General features: G+C 56.3%; 15 protein-coding genes. 4 read left to right on the forward strand and 11 right to left on the reverse strand.

Going from position 1 to position 16037, the window contains the following annotated elements; all coding sequences use genetic code 11:
- Positions 1-26: 26 nt before the first annotated feature.
- From HGO38_RS21895 to HGO38_RS21945, 11 genes are all read right to left on the reverse strand, one after another.
- Positions 27-1394, reverse strand: coding sequence for an NAD(P)/FAD-dependent oxidoreductase (locus HGO38_RS21895; RefSeq protein ID WP_250958028.1), 1368 nt, complete (start codon positions 1392-1394; stop codon positions 27-29).
- Positions 1387-1722, reverse strand: a complete 336-nt coding sequence (locus HGO38_RS21900; protein WP_250958029.1) for a (2Fe-2S)-binding protein — start codon at positions 1720-1722, stop codon at positions 1387-1389. Before HGO38_RS21900 ends, HGO38_RS21895 begins: the two co-directional genes overlap by 8 nt.
- Complete coding sequence (locus HGO38_RS21905; RefSeq protein WP_250958030.1) at positions 1712-2848, reverse strand: NAD(P)/FAD-dependent oxidoreductase; 1137 nt, start codon at positions 2846-2848, stop codon at positions 1712-1714. The genes HGO38_RS21900 and HGO38_RS21905 overlap by 11 nt, the downstream gene beginning before the upstream one ends.
- A 93-nt stretch (positions 2849-2941) precedes the next feature.
- Positions 2942-3736, reverse strand: coding sequence for an ABC transporter permease (locus HGO38_RS21910; RefSeq protein WP_250958090.1), 795 nt, complete (start codon positions 3734-3736; stop codon positions 2942-2944).
- An 11-nt stretch (positions 3737-3747) separates the two neighbouring features.
- The gene (locus HGO38_RS21915) at positions 3748-4617 is read right to left on the reverse strand and encodes an ABC transporter permease (protein ID WP_250958031.1); all 870 of its coding nucleotides are present in this window, start codon (positions 4615-4617) and stop codon (positions 3748-3750) included.
- Positions 4610-5680: an ABC transporter ATP-binding protein gene (locus tag HGO38_RS21920; RefSeq protein WP_250958032.1), complete on the reverse strand. Its 1071-nt coding sequence runs from the start codon at positions 5678-5680 to the stop codon at positions 4610-4612. The genes HGO38_RS21915 and HGO38_RS21920 overlap by 8 nt, the downstream gene beginning before the upstream one ends.
- 51 nt (positions 5681-5731) lie before the next feature.
- A complete protein-coding gene (locus HGO38_RS21925; RefSeq protein WP_250958033.1) occupies positions 5732-6766 on the reverse strand; it encodes an ABC transporter substrate-binding protein in 1035 nt (344 codons plus the stop codon).
- A 201-nt stretch (positions 6767-6967) separates the two neighbouring features.
- On the reverse strand, positions 6968-7948 hold the full coding sequence (locus HGO38_RS21930) for a LysR substrate-binding domain-containing protein (protein ID WP_250958034.1): 981 nt from the start codon (positions 7946-7948) through the stop codon (positions 6968-6970).
- A gap of 220 nt (positions 7949-8168) precedes the next feature.
- Positions 8169-8669, reverse strand: a complete 501-nt coding sequence (locus tag HGO38_RS21935) for an NUDIX hydrolase (RefSeq protein ID WP_250958035.1) — start codon at positions 8667-8669, stop codon at positions 8169-8171.
- Entirely contained in the window at positions 8659-10302 is a 1644-nt protein-coding gene (locus HGO38_RS21940) for a Na/Pi cotransporter family protein (RefSeq protein WP_250958036.1), read from the reverse strand. The genes HGO38_RS21935 and HGO38_RS21940 overlap by 11 nt, the downstream gene beginning before the upstream one ends.
- A gap of 211 nt (positions 10303-10513) precedes the next feature.
- Positions 10514-11626, reverse strand: coding sequence for an ABC transporter ATP-binding protein (locus HGO38_RS21945; protein ID WP_250958037.1), 1113 nt, complete (start codon positions 11624-11626; stop codon positions 10514-10516).
- A 399-nt stretch (positions 11627-12025) separates the two neighbouring features.
- On the opposite strand from HGO38_RS21945, the gene HGO38_RS21950 reads away from it, so the two are divergent.
- The 4 genes from HGO38_RS21950 to HGO38_RS21965 are packed head-to-tail and all read left to right on the forward strand — an operon-like array spanning position 12026 to position 15899.
- On the forward strand, positions 12026-12799 hold the full coding sequence (locus HGO38_RS21950; RefSeq protein ID WP_250958038.1) for a DeoR/GlpR family DNA-binding transcription regulator: 774 nt from the start codon (positions 12026-12028) through the stop codon (positions 12797-12799).
- 44 nt (positions 12800-12843) lie between these two features.
- The gene (locus HGO38_RS21955) at positions 12844-14112 is read left to right on the forward strand and encodes an ABC transporter substrate-binding protein (RefSeq protein WP_250958039.1); all 1269 of its coding nucleotides are present in this window, start codon (positions 12844-12846) and stop codon (positions 14110-14112) included.
- Positions 14109-15077 (forward strand): carbohydrate ABC transporter permease, encoded by a 969-nt coding sequence (locus HGO38_RS21960; protein ID WP_250958040.1) that lies wholly within the window; start codon positions 14109-14111, stop codon positions 15075-15077. Before HGO38_RS21955 ends, HGO38_RS21960 begins: the two co-directional genes overlap by 4 nt.
- The gene (locus tag HGO38_RS21965) at positions 15078-15899 is read left to right on the forward strand and encodes a carbohydrate ABC transporter permease (protein ID WP_250958041.1); all 822 of its coding nucleotides are present in this window, start codon (positions 15078-15080) and stop codon (positions 15897-15899) included.
- Positions 15900-16037 lie beyond the last annotated feature (138 nt).

Here is a 16037-nt window from a genome sequence, read left to right on the forward strand (position 1 = left end):
ATGTGATTGTTTTCCAAACCAGTGGCTCAGCCGACAAAATCGCCGAGCATGATCGGCTTAATTGGCGGCCGGATGCGGTAATAGCCAATCTCCGACGGTTCGACATGGCGCGCTTCGGCGATCACCTCTGTGACGGTCAGCCCGCAGAGTCTCCCTTGGCACGGTCCCATTCCGCAACGGCCGAACGCCTTGGTTTGATTAGGTCCGAGACAGCCTAGTTCGACATACCGGCGTATCTGTCCGGCCGTGACTTCCTCACATCGGCAGACGAGCACCTCGTCAGTAGGAATCCGGTTCTCGTCCAGGGGCCGATAGAGCGTGTTCAGGAACGGCCGCAAATGTGTGTAGCGTTGAAGTTCGCGCCTCAGTCCCGATGAGCGCCGTACCGCATCGCGTGTGGTTCCCAGATGTTGCGCGATAGCGAGGGCAGCAAGGCGGCCCTGAACCGCCGAAGCATTGGCGCCGACGATCCCTCGGCTGTCCCCGGCAACATAGACCGACGTATTGCCCACTCGTCCAGCTTCGTCCGTGACCGGTTGCCAGCAGAGCTGATCGTCATCCCAACGGTGCTCCGCCCCCGTTGACCAAGTGAGTTGAGTGTTTGGAACCACCCCCTGGTGCAGAAGCACCAGAGAGGCCGGTACGCGCATCTTCTTGCCGTGGTGTACGAAAGCGATACCCTCAGCGAGCGTCTCGCCCTCGATCGAAAGCTCAGTTGCGCCGGAATAGACCTTCACGCCACGACGCTTGATGACGGAGAGAAGCTTGATGCCCTTGAGCAACTCCCGCCAGCCTCTCGCGGCGCCGATCACGTGGCGTGCGGCTCTGACATAAGCCGACTGTGGCGTCGTATCGACCAATGCGCGGATGGTGACGCCGGCGCGTAGATATTGCCACGCAAGGAGATAAAGGAGAGGCCCGCAGCCCGCCAGCACGACGGGTTCGGTGGGAAGCGCGCCTGCGCCCTTCAGCATGATCTGGCCGGCGCCCGCCGACATGACTCCCGGAAGGGTCCAGCCCTTCACCGGAAAAGGCCGTTCCATGGCGCCGCTGGCAAGCAGCACGAACTTGCCGGCGACTTCGTCGGCATGGCCGTTGGCGACATAATCTACGACGCCCGTTGTGGTTACGTTCCAGACAACGGCGCCGCCGAGATAGCCCGCGCCGCTTTCGCGGAACTCCATCGCTAGTCTTTGCCCGGCCGCGTAGTCTTTCCCTAGCACGTCTAAAATGTCGGCAGGCGCCTCCTCGATACGGCGATATATCTGTCCCCCAACAGACGATTGCTCGTCGAGCAGAAGGACCGAAAGACCGTGTGCTCGTGCTTCGCATGCCGCAGCCATTCCGGCAGGGCCGGAACCGATGATGACAAGATCTACCGTGGCCTCACTCATGATACTCTCCAACACTTTCACCCTCCAGCGCGGATGCACCGAGCTGACGCTTGATTTGCATCCCGTCGCGAACCTGGATGAGGCAGCTCTGCCGTCCGGGGATGCCGTCGATTTCGACCAGGCACTCGAAGCACACGCCCATCATGCAATATGGAGCCCGGGGGGCCTGGCCTACGATGCTGGATCGGAAGTCACGTGCGCCTCCTGTCAGCAGAGCGGCGGCGACGTTGATGCCCTCTGGAACAATCATTCTCTGGCCTTCGAATGTGATCGTCACCATTGGCGTGTTGCGCTGTATTGCAATGGAAAAGAGGGGCTCAGTGGTCATGAGAAAAACTCGCATTGGGATCCAGGAAGCGATCACTTTGGAACGTTTCAAAGCCCGGCGGAGCTTCCATCAGCCCGCTCATCCAGGGGCCGACCACATAGGCATGCGCTGCAGCCAAAGTGACACCGCTATGACAGATAGCCACATAGGCGCCGGGGTATTGCGCCGAACTTTGGTAGATCGGATAGCCGTCCGGTGTTAGCGGCCGCAAAGCGCCCCAGGCCCGCACGAGCTTGGCTTTTCCAAGAGCCGGAAAGGTAGCGACCGCGCGGCGGGCAAGCCCTTCGATCTTGTCTGTGGTCGTGCTGTCATCGAAGCCCACATCCTCCGAGGTCGACCCGATCTGAACGGAGCCTTCGGCGGTCTGCCGCGCCTTGTTTGTGGGATAATGCAGAAAGGGCTTGAGCCGCTCGGTGATTAGGACCTGACCGCGGGTCGTCGTGACGGGTGCCAAGATGCCCAACTGATCCGCAAGCTTCGATATCCCCAGGCCTGCCGCCAGAATAAGCCTGTCACTTTTCCAGCTCTGCCCATCGCTGGCCCTGATCGTGAACTGTTCGCTTCCTGCGTCGTGCTGCAATTCGACGACGTCGGCGCCGGTAATCACATCGGCCCCCTTCATTTGAAGCCCTGCATGAAGCGCTCGTAGCAGCATCAGAGGGTTTGCATGCCCGTCGTGAGCGCCGAAGCTTCCACCAATCACCGTGGGACCCAGTCCCGGAAGGTAATCCTTCAGCTCTGAGGGGCTCATCATCTGGTAGGGTACATTGCCGACCTGCCGATCGATCTTTTCCAGGAGGTCGGCGCGGGCCTTTACTTCCTTTTCGCTGAAGCCGAGCCAAAAACCGCCATTCTGCTGCAGGCCCGAATCGACCCCGGTGAGTTCCAGCAGTTCCGCATGAAGTTGCGGCCAGAGCCCAACCGCATCACGGGTCCAGCGGGCGTATTGCGGCATACTTCCCCCCTTACTCGACAGCCATACGAGACCGAAATTACCGCGCGACGCCCTAAAGGCGGCATCGCCCTGATCCAGTACGCGAACGCGCAGGCCACGCCGCGCCGCGCCATAGGCGATCGCCGCTCCGACAAGCCCGCCCCCTACGACCGTTATTTGTCTTTTACTCATCTATTTCTCCCGTTCACGGGCGGTTCTTTCTTAAAAAATGGCACAGCTCTGCTGCCCTCCAGCGAAGCGCGAAAGAGGCCTGGTGAGGCTGGCTTACTTTTTTCCGATCAGGACTTTGTCGAGACCGACGACGCGATCGAGAATGAACATCAGAACCATGGTTCCAACGATCACAATCGTCGATACGGATGTGGTTACCGGATCAGTCAGCATGGATACGCGATGATAGAGAGCCACAGGCAGCGTCGTCGTACCTGGGGTCGCGATGAAGATGGTCATAGTGACCTCATCGAAGCTCTGTATGAATGCTAAGACCCAGCCACCAACGACACCCGGCAAAATCAAGGGAAGCAGAATTCGACGGAAGGATACGAAACGTGATGCACCGAGCGAGCGCGCCGCTAACTCCGAATCTCTATCCAGACCGATCACCGCAGCCAGTGTTAATCGCAGGGAGTACGGGACCACGATCAGTGCATGCACTAGCAGCAGCGCGATGAACGATCCTGTCCAGCCCATTACCGAAAAGAAGCGCAGGAAGGCAACGCCGAGAACCACGTGAGGGATCATCAGCGGCGACAGAAGCAGCGCAGTCAGCCCGTCGCGACCGATGAACCTATACCGGGCGATCGCGATCGCGGCGGGAACGGCGACGACCGACGCCAAGGTCGCCGACCCCAGCCCCAGCCAAACCGACAGCCAGAAAGCGCTCATCAGTTCGGGGGCTTCAAGCATTGCCCGATACCAGCGAAGGGATGCGCCATCAAAGGGCATCGATATAAATCCTTTGTCGGAAAAGGACACCAGAACGATGACAATGAGAGGGGCGATGATAAAGGCCGTAAACAGCGTGTGAAAGATCAGCGCTACCGGCCCGTTTTGCCCCATTCCCCGGCTACTCATGCGAACACCTGCTTAAATTTACGCTCGATCAAGCGATTGCTCCCGACGACAACCAGGACGATTCCGATCAGCAGCAAGACTGCTACAGCCGCGCCGAGCGGCCAGTTGAGCGAACTTAGAAATTCATCATAGATTGCGGTGGTCACGACTTTCGTTTTCCTTCCGCCGATCAGTGCTGGCGTAGCGAAAGATGAAGCAGACAAAGTGAACACGATGATCGCACCGGAAAGGATGCCGGGCATCAATTGCGGCAGAAGTACTCGGCGGAATGTTGTTACCGGACCGGCGCCGAGCGAGCGAGCCGCGTAGGCGATCTGACTGTCAAGCTTCTGCAACGTGCTCCAGATGGCGATGACCATGAAAGGCAACATTACATGCGTCAATGCGATTACGACTCCGGTCATGGAGAACATCAACTGAGCTGGTTTGTCTATGAGACCGAGCGAGATCAAAGCGCTGTTGATGAACCCTTCGCGTCCGAGCAGGATGGACCAACCCAAAGTCCGGACGACGACGGATATGAGAAGCGGGCCGAGGATGACGACGAAAAACGCACCCTGCCAGACCGGTCGCATTCTGGACAGGATCAATGTCTCGGGCACTCCGACGAGTATGCATATGGCCGTGACGCCTGCCGACATCACGGCAGTGCGCCCGAACAATTCGTAATAATAAGTGTCGGATAGAATTTCGAGATAGTTGCTAAGCGTGTATTCGGGTTGTGGCCCGCGCATCGCGTCAAACACGTTGAACGAGAGCATCGCCGTGAGCGTCAGCGGAACCACGAGAAGTCCCAGGAATAGAACAAGCGCTGGCAACGATAAAAGCCACTGGGCGCCATTCGGTCTGTAGGTCGTTTCAGCCATGGTGCGCACCCGAAGATACCATCTGCAAATCCCCCTCGTTCCAGGCCATCCCCACAATTTCACCTTCTGGCGGCTGCGCGGCCCCGGTATGAAGAGCCGTGATGGAAAGTTTGCCGATATCGCTGTCAACCTCGTAGAACCAGACACCGCCCAGAAACAGGCGCGTGAGGATCTTGCCCTTGATTCTGCACCCTTCCAAAGGACAAAGGCGCAGCCTTTCCGGGCGTATGAACAGGCGGATCTCCCGACCAATTTGCCCATCAGCAATTTTGACGTGCACGCTCGTAGAGCCGACGCGAACAACCGCAGTGCCGTCGGTAATGGAAGCTATCTCGCCTACGATCACGTTCGTCTGGCCTAAGAATTTGAAGGCGAATTCGGAGGTCGGTCGATCGTATATCTCCTGTGGCTTGCCGAGCTCGGCAATACCACCCTCCGCCATGACGGCAATCCTGTCGCTCATCGTCATGGCTTCCACCTGATCGTGCGTCACCAGAATCGTCGTGATCCCAAGGCGTCTCTGGAGCGCGCGAAGCTCGACATGCATTTCGCCGCGCAGTTTGGCGTCGAGATTAGACATTGGTTCATCGAGTAGAAGAACGCGTGGGCGGATTGCGAGCACGCGGGCTATGGCAACGCGTTGGCGCTGACCACCGGACAATTCTCCCGGATACCGGCCTTCCAGCCCGGAGAGCCGCACCATTGAGAGCGCTTCTGAAATGCGGTCTCCGAGTTCACGGCCTTTAATTTTACGCATTTCAAGACCGAAGCCGACATTCTGTGCCACTGTCATATGGGGAAACAGGGCATAGCTCTGAAAAACGATACCCATATCGCGCTTTTCCGGCACGGCGTTGGTGATGTCTTGGCCTTCTAGCAAGACTGCGCCTGCGGTTGGAGCTACAAAGCCCGCAACCATCTGCAACGTTGTTGTTTTTCCGCAACCGGACGACCCGAGAAGGGAAATGAATTCTCCGCTTTCCACTTCCAAATCCAGTTTGCGGACGGCCTGTACTCCGCCCGCAAAGGTCTTTGAAAGCCCGCGTATCGATAGTTTGCTCATAAGGAAAGGCTCACGCTGTTGAAGTCCGTCTGATCGAAGCGCGGGCCGCTATTATTTTTCGACTGTGCGGGTCCACTGTTTGGTCCAATCCGCGCGGTTCTTGTTGATGGTTTCCCAATCAACGTTGACCAGCTTTGAGAGCATCTCGTCCCCGTAGGGTACTTCTGCGGCCAATGAGCCATCGACCTTGGCATTTCGGTTTGTCGGACCAAAGCCCTGAGTGGCGAGCTTAGCCTGAACCTCAGGAGAGGCCAGATATTGGAGCATCGCCTGGGCCTTCTCCGGCAGCTTGTTGCCGGCTACAGCGCATGCAGATGCGACGATTGCGGGCGCACCTTCCTTCGGATAAACAAACTCTACAGGAAAGCCGGTCTTGTTGAGGGCGACGGCGCGGGAACTGCCCCAAACGGCAATGTCTATATCGCCGTTCTGAAACATTTGAGCCAGCTGCGCATTGGAAGAAGACCAACTCAGAATGTTCGGTGCAAGCTTCTGTCGTACAGCGTCGAAGCCCGGCTCAATGTTTTTTTCGCTTCCGCCGTTTAGCCGCGCGAACATGACCAGCGTATTGAGACCATAGGTGCCCGAAATCGGGTTAGACGCTGTTCGTTGCAAAAACTTCGGATCGGTTAGGTCGTTCCACGAATTGGGAACAGCCCAGCCGTTCTTCTCAAAGCTCCGCTTGTTGTAGGTGATGCCCGTCGCCACCAGGCCCAAGCCCACCGCCTTCCCTTGGAATGTTGAAACCTTAGCGATATCGTAGATATCGTTGTAGACCGGTGCATCGGCCACGTCGTCGCACAGCCCAAACTGAACCGCCTGGTGCATCGGGCCATCATCGACCAAAGCCACGTTGATCTCTTGATTGGCCTTTTGCGCCTGCAGTTTTGCGATGGTCTCGCTGGAGTTACCTGCCACGTAAACAATCTTTACGTTGTGTGCGGCCGCAAACCGCGGGGAGATTTCCTTTTCGAACATGGTCTGAAAGTCGCCCGAATAACCCGCGACGTATAAAGTGTCTTCCGCGAACGCGGGCGTTGCAAAGACTGCCGTTCCCAGTACCAGCATCTTGTAGAATTTTTTCATGAGAGGACCCCTTATTGTTTTGTCTTCTGCAAGGCGCCGTTCTGTAGCAGTCTTAGCCTTGTGGCCCCTACGGTATGAGCCGAAATGGAGCTAGGCAAATAGATATGCGGACGGGGTCTATGCATTTTTGATATGAGCTATAGGAAATGCGACGAGGCATTCCACTGCCTTGTAATGATGCCATGGCGCGCGCCTTATGCATTATGTCTCGGCTTGGCCCTCAGCAGGAGTGGTTAGATCTTGCTGCTCGCGCAGCAACACCACCCTGAGCGTCTCTGTGAAAGTCTGGATCAGCCGATTTTCAGGCCGCCCCCTTGGGAAAACTAAATAGCCAGAGTGTTTGATGGCGGGAAGAAATGGTCTCGTGACAATCCCTGTATGTCTATAGTCCAGTGCTGCCAGAGGATTGACGATCGCAACCCCAAGACCTTGCGCCACAAGCGAGCATGTTATTGAGCTGTAAGGCGTTTCGAGGTTGATGACACGGTTGATGCCGGCCTCTTCGAAAATCGCGTCTACAGCTGAGTGGCCGTTTTCGTTTCGTGGCAGCGAGATGAATGGCTCATCCACGAGATCATCTGGTCCAATAAATGCCTTGTCTGCCAGATGATGAGTTTTCGGCATCACGCAGACAGCGTCGATTTCATACAATTTCTCGGTTTCCAATCCGGACGTTTCACTCAGTTGCGATACGATTCCAATGTCGCAAGTCTGATCATCAACCCATTGGGTAACGGCTGAGGAGTGGCCGGTATGTATGGAGATACTTGCTTCCGGGTACAGCTCAGCAAAGCGCTTGATTGTTCGTGGGACAAGACCGAGAGCCAGTATCTGGATTGCTGCAATAGTGAGAGAGCCTCCGCTGAACCTACGAATCCGTTTGGCTGCCTCATCCAAGTGCCGAAGTCCAGCAAAGCTGCGCTGGACCTCCTTAAAAAATGACACGCCGTCGTGTGTCGGTACGAGCTTGCCCGGTGTCCGCTCAAATAAGCGAAGTCCGGTGGCCTTTTCCAACTGTGCGATGGATCGGCTCACATTTGGCTGGGAGGTATGAAGTATTTGGGCTGCAGAAGTGGTGGAACCAGAAATCATAACAGCTCGAAAAGCTTCAACTTGAGAAAATCGTAGCAAGGTTTTGGACCTCCACTTTGCATCCGCGAGATAGATAATGCGCATTTCCATGTGCCACTTACGCTATACGCACAGATGAGCGCGGTGAACACGCTGGTCGGGCTTATAGTTGTATTCCGAAAGTCTCGGTCAACTGATGTCGGCGCTCAGATAGCAGCCGACTAAGGCAAGCGTTGTGGTCGCCTTACGTAGATGGCTATCACTACCAGCTAATTCTGGTCAAACCGGACTGATGCCGGAGACAAGCGCTCCATGAGTTTAGGTTGCGTTGTCATACTTTGCGGATGAAATGCCTGGTGCGTCTTAGCAGCGTCGCGAGTTCAGGTTCATCGACCGCCGCCGCCGCCTCTTCCGGAGAAAACCAACGCGATTTTCGTTGGCCGCTTTCCGGATAATCGTCGTCGAGCTTGGTGACCCTAAGCAAGTGCACCTGGACGAGCGAAGGCATATGCTCTCCTACCCGGACTTTCTTCACGTAGGTATAATAGCCGACCGGCTTCTTCCTAACTTTGCCCGTAACACCTGCCTCTTCCCAAGCTTCCTGGGCAGCGACCTCATGCGGTTTTTTCCTGGGCATTCGCCAACCCTTGAGAATGACCCACCGACCGCTATCGCGGCTGGTGATCAGGAGGATTTCGATGTCGCCTTCAGATTGCGATTTTTCCCTTACGCAGATGGCGGCATATTGCTCGCCCACGTTCCCCTTCAGGATCTGCTCGGTGACCTGGGCGAGTTTGGAAAGAGCAGACGAGCGCACTTTATCATCCGGCATCGCGCAGCCTGCTTTCGATCAGGAGACCGCTTTCGTCCATGATCGGGTGGGCAACAGATATTACATGGGCGTTGATGCGCTTCAGGTCGCGCAGCACGTCGAGATGCAGTGAGCTCGTTTGCAGGCTGTCAGCGCGGCCATCGCGCAGGCGTTCAAGATGGCGCTCGGCCGATTGCTTTTCCATCCGCCGCACTTCGACCTTCATTTCCATCAACTGCCTGGCGAGATTGAAGTCGCGAGTGACGAAGATCGTCTGGGCGATCCGCAGGTTGTCGATGGTTAGTTCGAAGAACGTCTTCAACTCTTCATACCCATCTGCCGAGAGCTTCAGGTTGAGCGAGGCTTTCTTGATGACCTGCGGCAAAAGACCCTTTTCGATGATGTCACCGATATGCTCGAGGTTGATCGCGTAGTCGATGATGACGATTGACCTGCGGCCGTTCTCCTCAGTAAGACCCTCCCCGCCAAGCTTCGAGAGATAGACCTTCACCTCCTGCTGCAGGCTATCGACACGCTTTTCCAGCAACGGGATCTCGTTGGAAATCGAGATGTCGTTTTTCTCGAAGGCTTCGCAGGCGCGTATCAACATGCGCTCGATGAGATCGCCGATGCCGAGCACCTCACGCGTGGCGCTGGCGAGTGCAATCACCGGCGTCGATAGCTCCTGGGCGTCCAGATATTTTGGACCGTTCTCGGACTGGGGTTCGTCAGGCACCAGGTAGATCATCAGTAGCGACAAGAGCCGCGAGAACGGCCATGCGAGCGCCGCCAGAGCGAGGTTGAACCCGAGATGCGCATCGACTGGCAATTTTTCCGCCGCCAGAGGCAGCATTTCGAGCAGGTGTGCCCCGTAGCCAGCAAGTGGTAATGCGATGAAACAGCCGGCGGCCCTCACGATGAGGTTGGCGAGCGTCACGCGTCTGGCTGAGACTGGACCGGAAAGCGTCGCGATAACGGGCGGAACGGCGCCGCCGAGATTGGCGCCAAGGACCAATACGATGATTAGCCCGGCCGAAAGTATACCGGTCGACGCCAGCGACAGGATGAGCACCACTGCGGCGAGGCTGGACGACGAAACGAAGGCGATACCAGCCGACAAGATGAGCGCTACCAACCACGCATTGTCGAGCAGACCGATAAAGGCAGCGAGTGCCGGCGAATGTCGCATCGGTTCGGTTGCCGCCCCGAGCAGGTGAAGAGACAGCAACATCAGGCCTATGCCGATCAGCGCCGTACCACCGCCCTGACGATTGGTCGAGCCGCTGCGGTACAGCACGATGCCGGCAAGGATCACGAGCGGTGAGAGCCACTCGATGCCGGTGGCGACGATCCAGGCGGTGACGGCCGTGCCGACGTTGGCGCCGAGTAGTACGATCTGCGCCATCCGCGGCTTGACCAGTTCACGCTCGACGAACGAGGCAGCCATCAGCGCCGTCGCCGTCGAGCTCTGCAGCGCCACGGTTGCAACAAAACCTGAAAGGAAGGATCGCACACTGCCGCGCGTCCCGGATGCCAGCCCTGTTCTGAGCTTCGCCCCGAAGGCGCGCGACACGCCGTCCTTGACCTGCGCCAACCCGAATAGCAGCAGGGCGACCGCGCCGAGCAGGTTGATCATTACGATCGTGGTTTCCAAGTCTTGGCCTCCTTTTCGCTGGGTATAGCAGGACAGCGACGGTCGCTGACCACGCAGACAACAGCGGTTGCTCCCAGACGAGCCGCCGCCTGCTTTACACAGGTCCGCCTAAAGGCAGGCGGCGGCCGTCCCCGGGAGGAGGATGCTGGCTCTACTGCACCAACCGACAGACAACGGCTTGCTCAGCCATTATTCCGGTGTTCTCGGGTGACTAATGTCCTTTCAGTTCGATGCGCTTACCGTTGCCGGCATCAAACAAATGAATCTTGTCTGCATCGGGCGCGACGTAGATTGTTTCACCCGGCCGGGCTGCAATCCTTTCCCGGAAGACGCAGACCAGATCGTCAGAATCTTCACCCGTCACATTGCCTTTTAGACCTGGACCGCGAACAACCACCTGTGTCTCGGATCCCATGGGCTCTACGACGACAACCTCGACTGGAACGCTGCCGACCGCATCCTTGATCGTCAGCCGAAAGTGTTCTGGACGGACGCCATATGTTACGAGCCGGCCATCAAAGTACGCTGGCAGGCCTTCTGGCAGTTGCAGCTGCAATCCAGATTCGCTCGAAAAAGTGCTCCTATGAACTTTCCCACGGATGAAATTCATGGATGGCGAACCTATAAAGCTCGCAACGAACAGATTGATGGGATGGTCGTAAAGTTCCAGAGGTGGACCAATCTGCTCGACGATGCCGTCATTCATCACCACGATTTTATCCGCCATGGTCATGGCTTCGACCTGATCATGCGTGACGTACACGGTCGTCGTTTTGAGACGCTGATGAAGCTCTTTGATCTCCGCCCGCATGGCAACGCGCAGCTTGGCGTCAAGGTTTGACAGCGGTTCATCGAACAGGAAAACTTGGGGATCGCGGACGATCGCTCGGCCCATCGCCACGCGTTGACGCTGTCCACCGGACAATTCTCGGGGATAACGACTTAGGTATTTCCCAAGCCCCAAAATACTGGCTGCATTCTCGACACGACTGGCAATGTCTTTGGCGGGGACTTTCTTCAGCTTGAGAGAGTACGCCATGTTTTGCGACACCGTCATGTGGGGGTACAGGGCATAGTTCTGGAAGACCATTGCGATGTCTCGTTCTTTTGGCGGCACCTCGTTGACGATGCGATCGCCTATTAAGACTTCGCCACCGGAAATATCTTCAAGGCCAGCTATCATCCGAAGAAGCGTCGACTTTCCGCACCCAGACGGGCCGACAAGAATGACAAACTCGCCATCCTCTATATCGACGGAAACGCCGTGGAGCACGGCAAGCGCGCCGTAGGTTTTCTTGACATTATTGATTGCGACTCCGGCCATGACCAATCCTCCCAGGTTGCTCGCCCCAATTTATAACCCCGGGCGATTTGAGTTCCGACGTCCCATCCCCGTTGGAGACAGCGACGTGTTTTTGCGCGTTCAAATTCCAGTTCGTTGCACACCAAGGCGCTCCGGTCTTTCTGTCCGTGCCGAAAAAAGTGACAGCAAAGGGCATCGTGAGCGCCTCCGGATTAGCGCCCCTAGGCATCTACATTCAACGTATGACCGTTTTTGTTCATAAACAAGGTGGAGCGCGAAGAATTTGCAGAAAGCCTGTCACGCAGGACAAAAGCTTAGCATATGCCCATAAAGTCGTCATAAAAACTTCATGGTTGGGAAGCTTTACGAAGGCGTAATATGTTCGCTATGAACGAAATACGTCATTGCTAAGGATAGTTCATGCTCAACACTACCGAGGATCGCCAAAGAAAGATCGTTGAGATGCTCCGCGAGGAACTGTTCGTCGATATCACGACGCTGACCAAGCGCTTCCACATATCCGTTTCAACAGCTCGACGTGATGTCCTCGATCTTGAGGAGGCCGGGCTTCTTCGTCGTACTCATGGCGGAGCAGTCAGCATATCTCAAGTCTCGCAGGATCCGGGCAACGCTGCGAGAGCCATCTCTCATAAGGCTGAGAAAACGGCTATTGCAAAAGCAGCGGCGGACATGGTCGCAGATGGTGACGTCGTCTTTCTTGATGCCGGTACGACCGCGCTGGAGGTTGCGAAATTTCTGATAGGCCGCAAGGGCCTGACATTTATGACCAATGGCGCAGACATAATTGCCGAGCTGATCCGCAACGACATATCGAACTTCCACGCCGTGGGAGGTGAGTTTGCCGAAATCAATCGATCTTTTCGAGGTCCCCTCGCCGAGCATTTCATCCGCCAATTCAGCGTCGACAAGCTTATCCTCAATGCCGCGTCCATCGACCTTGCCAGAGGGCTGATTTTTACCGGATCGCCAGCGAACGCAAGCATACAAAAGGCAATGATCGAGGTTTCGAGTAGGACGATCGTCGTGGCGGACCATTCGAAGTTCACGAAATCCAGCTTTTCCGCCACTGCCAAGCTCGAAGAGGTCGGCGTTATCGTCACCGACAGCGGCGCTCGCACCATCATCGATACGGTGTCTGAGAAGCTCCGGAAAAAATTCATCATCGCAAGTTGAACGGCCTTTGGGCGCCAAGCAATCAATCAAGGAGGAGAGAACTCATGGGTCCTATTAGCAGAAGAAAAGCAATGCTTGGTGCGGCTGCGATTATGATGGCATCGCTTTCGGGAGCCACCTGCGCATGGAGCGCCAGTGATGTAAATCTGAGCCTGATGATCTGGGATCCCGCACAAAAGGCGGGCGTCCAAAAGGCTGTCGATGCCTTCCAGGTCGCGAACCCCAATATCAAGGTCTCCCTCATTCAGGTTCCACCAGACCAGTATTACACCAAGCTCGATGCTTCGCTTGGCGCCGGCGAAGGTCCCGATGTCATGTGGCAGAGCTCGAAGGCATCCTACTATATTGACGGTGGCGCACTGGAGCCGCTGACGAGCTACATCAAGAAGGAAAAACTCTCTCTTGATGGCTACAACAAGAAAATCGTCGACCTCTATAACATCGGCGGCGAACAGTACGGCATCCCCAAGGACATGGACGCCTGGACGTTCGTTTACAACGCTGCGACCTTCAACAAACATGGCGTGGAAACTCCGAAGCCGGACTGGACATGGGACGACATGGTCCGGATTGCCAAGGAGATAAAGGCAAAGCAGCCCGCGAACGACGTTCCATTGTACTACAATTTCTCATTCAACAATGGTGTGTCGAGCCTGGTTCATGCCTTGGGCGGCAAAGTGATCGACAACAATAAGGGCTCCATGTCATCGGCCCCCGGTATCAAGGCGCTTGAGATGGTCAAGTCCTTACAGGACGAAGGACTCATTCTGAAGGTCAGCGACTCGTCAGACTTCAATCCCGTAACCTCGTTGATCTCGGGCAAGCTGGCGATGGGCGAAATCCCGTCCTGGAATTTGAGTGTCCTCTCCAAGGCGGATCTTCCGAGCGGGACCTTACAAGTCGTCCGTATGCCCTCGGTCAACGGGTCGTGGACAACCGACACGAACGGTCTTGTTTACGTGATGAACGCCAACACCAAACATAAGGACGCGTCGTGGGAACTCATCAAGTTCCTTACGTCGGAACAGGGCGCAATACTCCATGCTGAAGGCGGCGCCGGGCTCCCAGCAAACAACTCCAAGGCCGCGCTTGGCGCTTTCGTAAAGGCGAACGAAAAACTCGGTGGCCTGGAGCAAACACTCTCCGTCACCGTCGACAAAAGCTATCTCCGGACCACGACGCAGTTTCCTAAAATCATCACTGCCAACTCGAAGATTGCAAGCGCGGTGATGGGTCCCTACTACGCCGGAACCGTATCGGCGGCCGATACCGCGAAGAAGATTGATGAGACGCTCAACGAGGCGCTGCGGTGACCGGTGCATCAGCGATGCAGCCCAACAAAACTGAGCTTGAACCCAGCCGCAGGAAACTGCGGCTGGGCAGTCTTCGGTGGCGACAAGCATGGGCAGGGTATCTGTTCCTGGTCCCCCTGGTCGCGGGGCTGATCGTCTTCCGTTTCTATGCCTTCGGCTACAATGTCTGGCTCTCGTTCACCAAGGCGGGGGCGTTCGGGCCTCCCCGTTTTGTCGGCTTGGATAACTACAGGCGCCTTATGTCCGACAGTCAGCTTGTCGTTGCGCTTTATAACACCGTGAAATTCGCCGCCATTGCAGTCCCAGGTGTTATCGTACTCGCGCTGCTCTGCGCCCTGCTCATGCAGTATCGCTTCCGGGGTGAATCGGTTTTCCGCGCGGTCGTTTTCCTGCCGGCCGTATGTCTGCCAACGGCCATCATACTTGTGTTCGGCTGGATGTTTCAGACCCAGTATGGGCTGATCAATGCAATGATAAATGCCGTCGGCGCCTCACCCGTAAGCTGGTTTGGAAGCGAGAGCGGCGTGACCTTCATTGTTTCGATGATAGTCGTCTATCTGTCCTTCAGTGTCCCGGCGATTATTCTCTATGCGGGGATGCAGGATATCCCATCCGACGTGTATGAGGCAGCCATGCTGGACGGGGCCGGGCCTGTGCGCCGGTTTTTCTCGATAACATTGCCCCTGCTTACGCCATCGCTCTTTTTCGTAATCCTCACGACGACGATCGGCATTCTGAAACTGTTCGACACGGTCTACCTGCTGCTGCCCCCAGTCGAGCACTCCGTTTCGACCAATTACGGCCTGACGCTCGTCTACTATTATTATTACCTGGCGTTTGTCGACGCGGGTCAACGAGGCTACGCGGCAGCAGTTTCGCTGTTCTTGCTGCTCCTCATTCTCGGCGTTTCGTTCGTTCTGCTGAGGTTGCAGCGTCGGTTTGTCCACTACGGGGAGGATGGCTAGATGATGATCCAATATAGGGTCCGCTGGTGGACCTATGTCCTGACCGCTGTTGTCGGGCTTGTTATCCTGGTTCCGTTCGCATGGATGGTTTCGACCGCTCTTATGACGACAAGCCAGACGCTACAGGTTCCGCCAAACGTCATCCCCTCTCCCGTCACGCTCGATGGCGCTCGGGAAGTTTTCAACCGTCTTCCATTCGCAACTTTGCTATGGAACACGGTAATCGTCTCGATCGGCAGGGTGATTGGCACAGTCGTTATCTGCTCGATGGCAGCTTATGCGCTTGCGATCATCAAGGTTCCCGGTGCGAAAATCATCCTTGTTGTCATCCTCGCGCTGCTCATGGTACCGGGCGACATCTTCATCATCCCCGGCTATTCGATTATTACTTCGATGGGTTTGACCGACACGCTTGTGGCTCTTGCCCTGCCCTCGCTATTCGACGTTTTTGGAGTTTTCCTGCTCTATCAGTTCTTTCGCGGCGTTCCGCGGGAGTTGATAGAGGCCGCAAGAATAGACGGGGCGTCCCACCTACGTATCCTGGCGACGATCGTTGTTCCATTGGCGCGCAGCGGTATCATTTCTCTTGCCATCTTAACGACCCTGGCGGAGTGGAAGGAACTGCTGTGGCCAATCGTGGTCAACAGGTCCATCGAGAAAATGACGCTCGGACCGGGCATCGCTCTCTTGCGTGGGGAATATACCACAGACTGGAACGTTCTCATGGCGGCTGGGGTGCTTGCAGCTTTGCCAATGATCGTCATCTTCCTGATCCTTCAAAAACGATTCATCGCCAGCTTTGCCCGGAGCGGGTTGAAATAGCCCCTCTTCCTCAGAGAGACGGCTACGTGGCGATCGCTGGCCACGTAGCCCAACTCGATTTCGCGCCGTCCAGAAGGGCGTCTCGACGGTATTCGCATTAAAGGCGCTGTTAGCCGGTGCTCCAATAACAAAAAGGAT

This window comes from Rhizobium sp. CG5 (assembly GCF_023701945.1).
Taxonomy (GTDB): domain Bacteria; phylum Pseudomonadota; class Alphaproteobacteria; order Rhizobiales; family Rhizobiaceae; genus Allorhizobium.

Excerpts from the sequence above, each read along its gene's own strand:
- HGO38_RS21895 (WP_250958028.1), bottom strand. The coding sequence starts at position 1,394 with ATGAGTGAGGCCACGGTAGATCTTGTCATCATCGGTTCCGGCCCTGCC.
- HGO38_RS21900 (WP_250958029.1), bottom strand. The coding sequence starts at position 1,722 with ATGACCACTGAGCCCCTCTTTTCCATTGCAATACAGCGCAACACGCCA.
- HGO38_RS21905 (WP_250958030.1), bottom strand. The coding sequence starts at position 2,848 with ATGAGTAAAAGACAAATAACGGTCGTAGGGGGCGGGCTTGTCGGAGCG.
- HGO38_RS21910 (WP_250958090.1), bottom strand. The coding sequence starts at position 3,736 with ATGGGGCAAAACGGGCCGGTAGCGCTGATCTTTCACACGCTGTTTACG.
- HGO38_RS21915 (WP_250958031.1), bottom strand. The coding sequence starts at position 4,617 with ATGGCTGAAACGACCTACAGACCGAATGGCGCCCAGTGGCTTTTATCG.
- HGO38_RS21920 (WP_250958032.1), bottom strand. The coding sequence starts at position 5,680 with ATGAGCAAACTATCGATACGCGGGCTTTCAAAGACCTTTGCGGGCGGA.
- HGO38_RS21925 (WP_250958033.1), bottom strand. The coding sequence starts at position 6,766 with ATGAAAAAATTCTACAAGATGCTGGTACTGGGAACGGCAGTCTTTGCA.
- HGO38_RS21930 (WP_250958034.1), bottom strand. The coding sequence starts at position 7,948 with ATGGAAATGCGCATTATCTATCTCGCGGATGCAAAGTGGAGGTCCAAA.
- HGO38_RS21935 (WP_250958035.1), bottom strand. The coding sequence starts at position 8,669 with ATGCCGGATGATAAAGTGCGCTCGTCTGCTCTTTCCAAACTCGCCCAG.
- HGO38_RS21945 (WP_250958037.1), bottom strand. The coding sequence starts at position 11,626 with ATGGCCGGAGTCGCAATCAATAATGTCAAGAAAACCTACGGCGCGCTT.
- HGO38_RS21950 (WP_250958038.1), top strand. The coding sequence starts at position 12,026 with ATGCTCAACACTACCGAGGATCGCCAAAGAAAGATCGTTGAGATGCTC.
- HGO38_RS21955 (WP_250958039.1), top strand. The coding sequence starts at position 12,844 with ATGGGTCCTATTAGCAGAAGAAAAGCAATGCTTGGTGCGGCTGCGATT.
- HGO38_RS21965 (WP_250958041.1), top strand. The coding sequence starts at position 15,078 with ATGATGATCCAATATAGGGTCCGCTGGTGGACCTATGTCCTGACCGCT.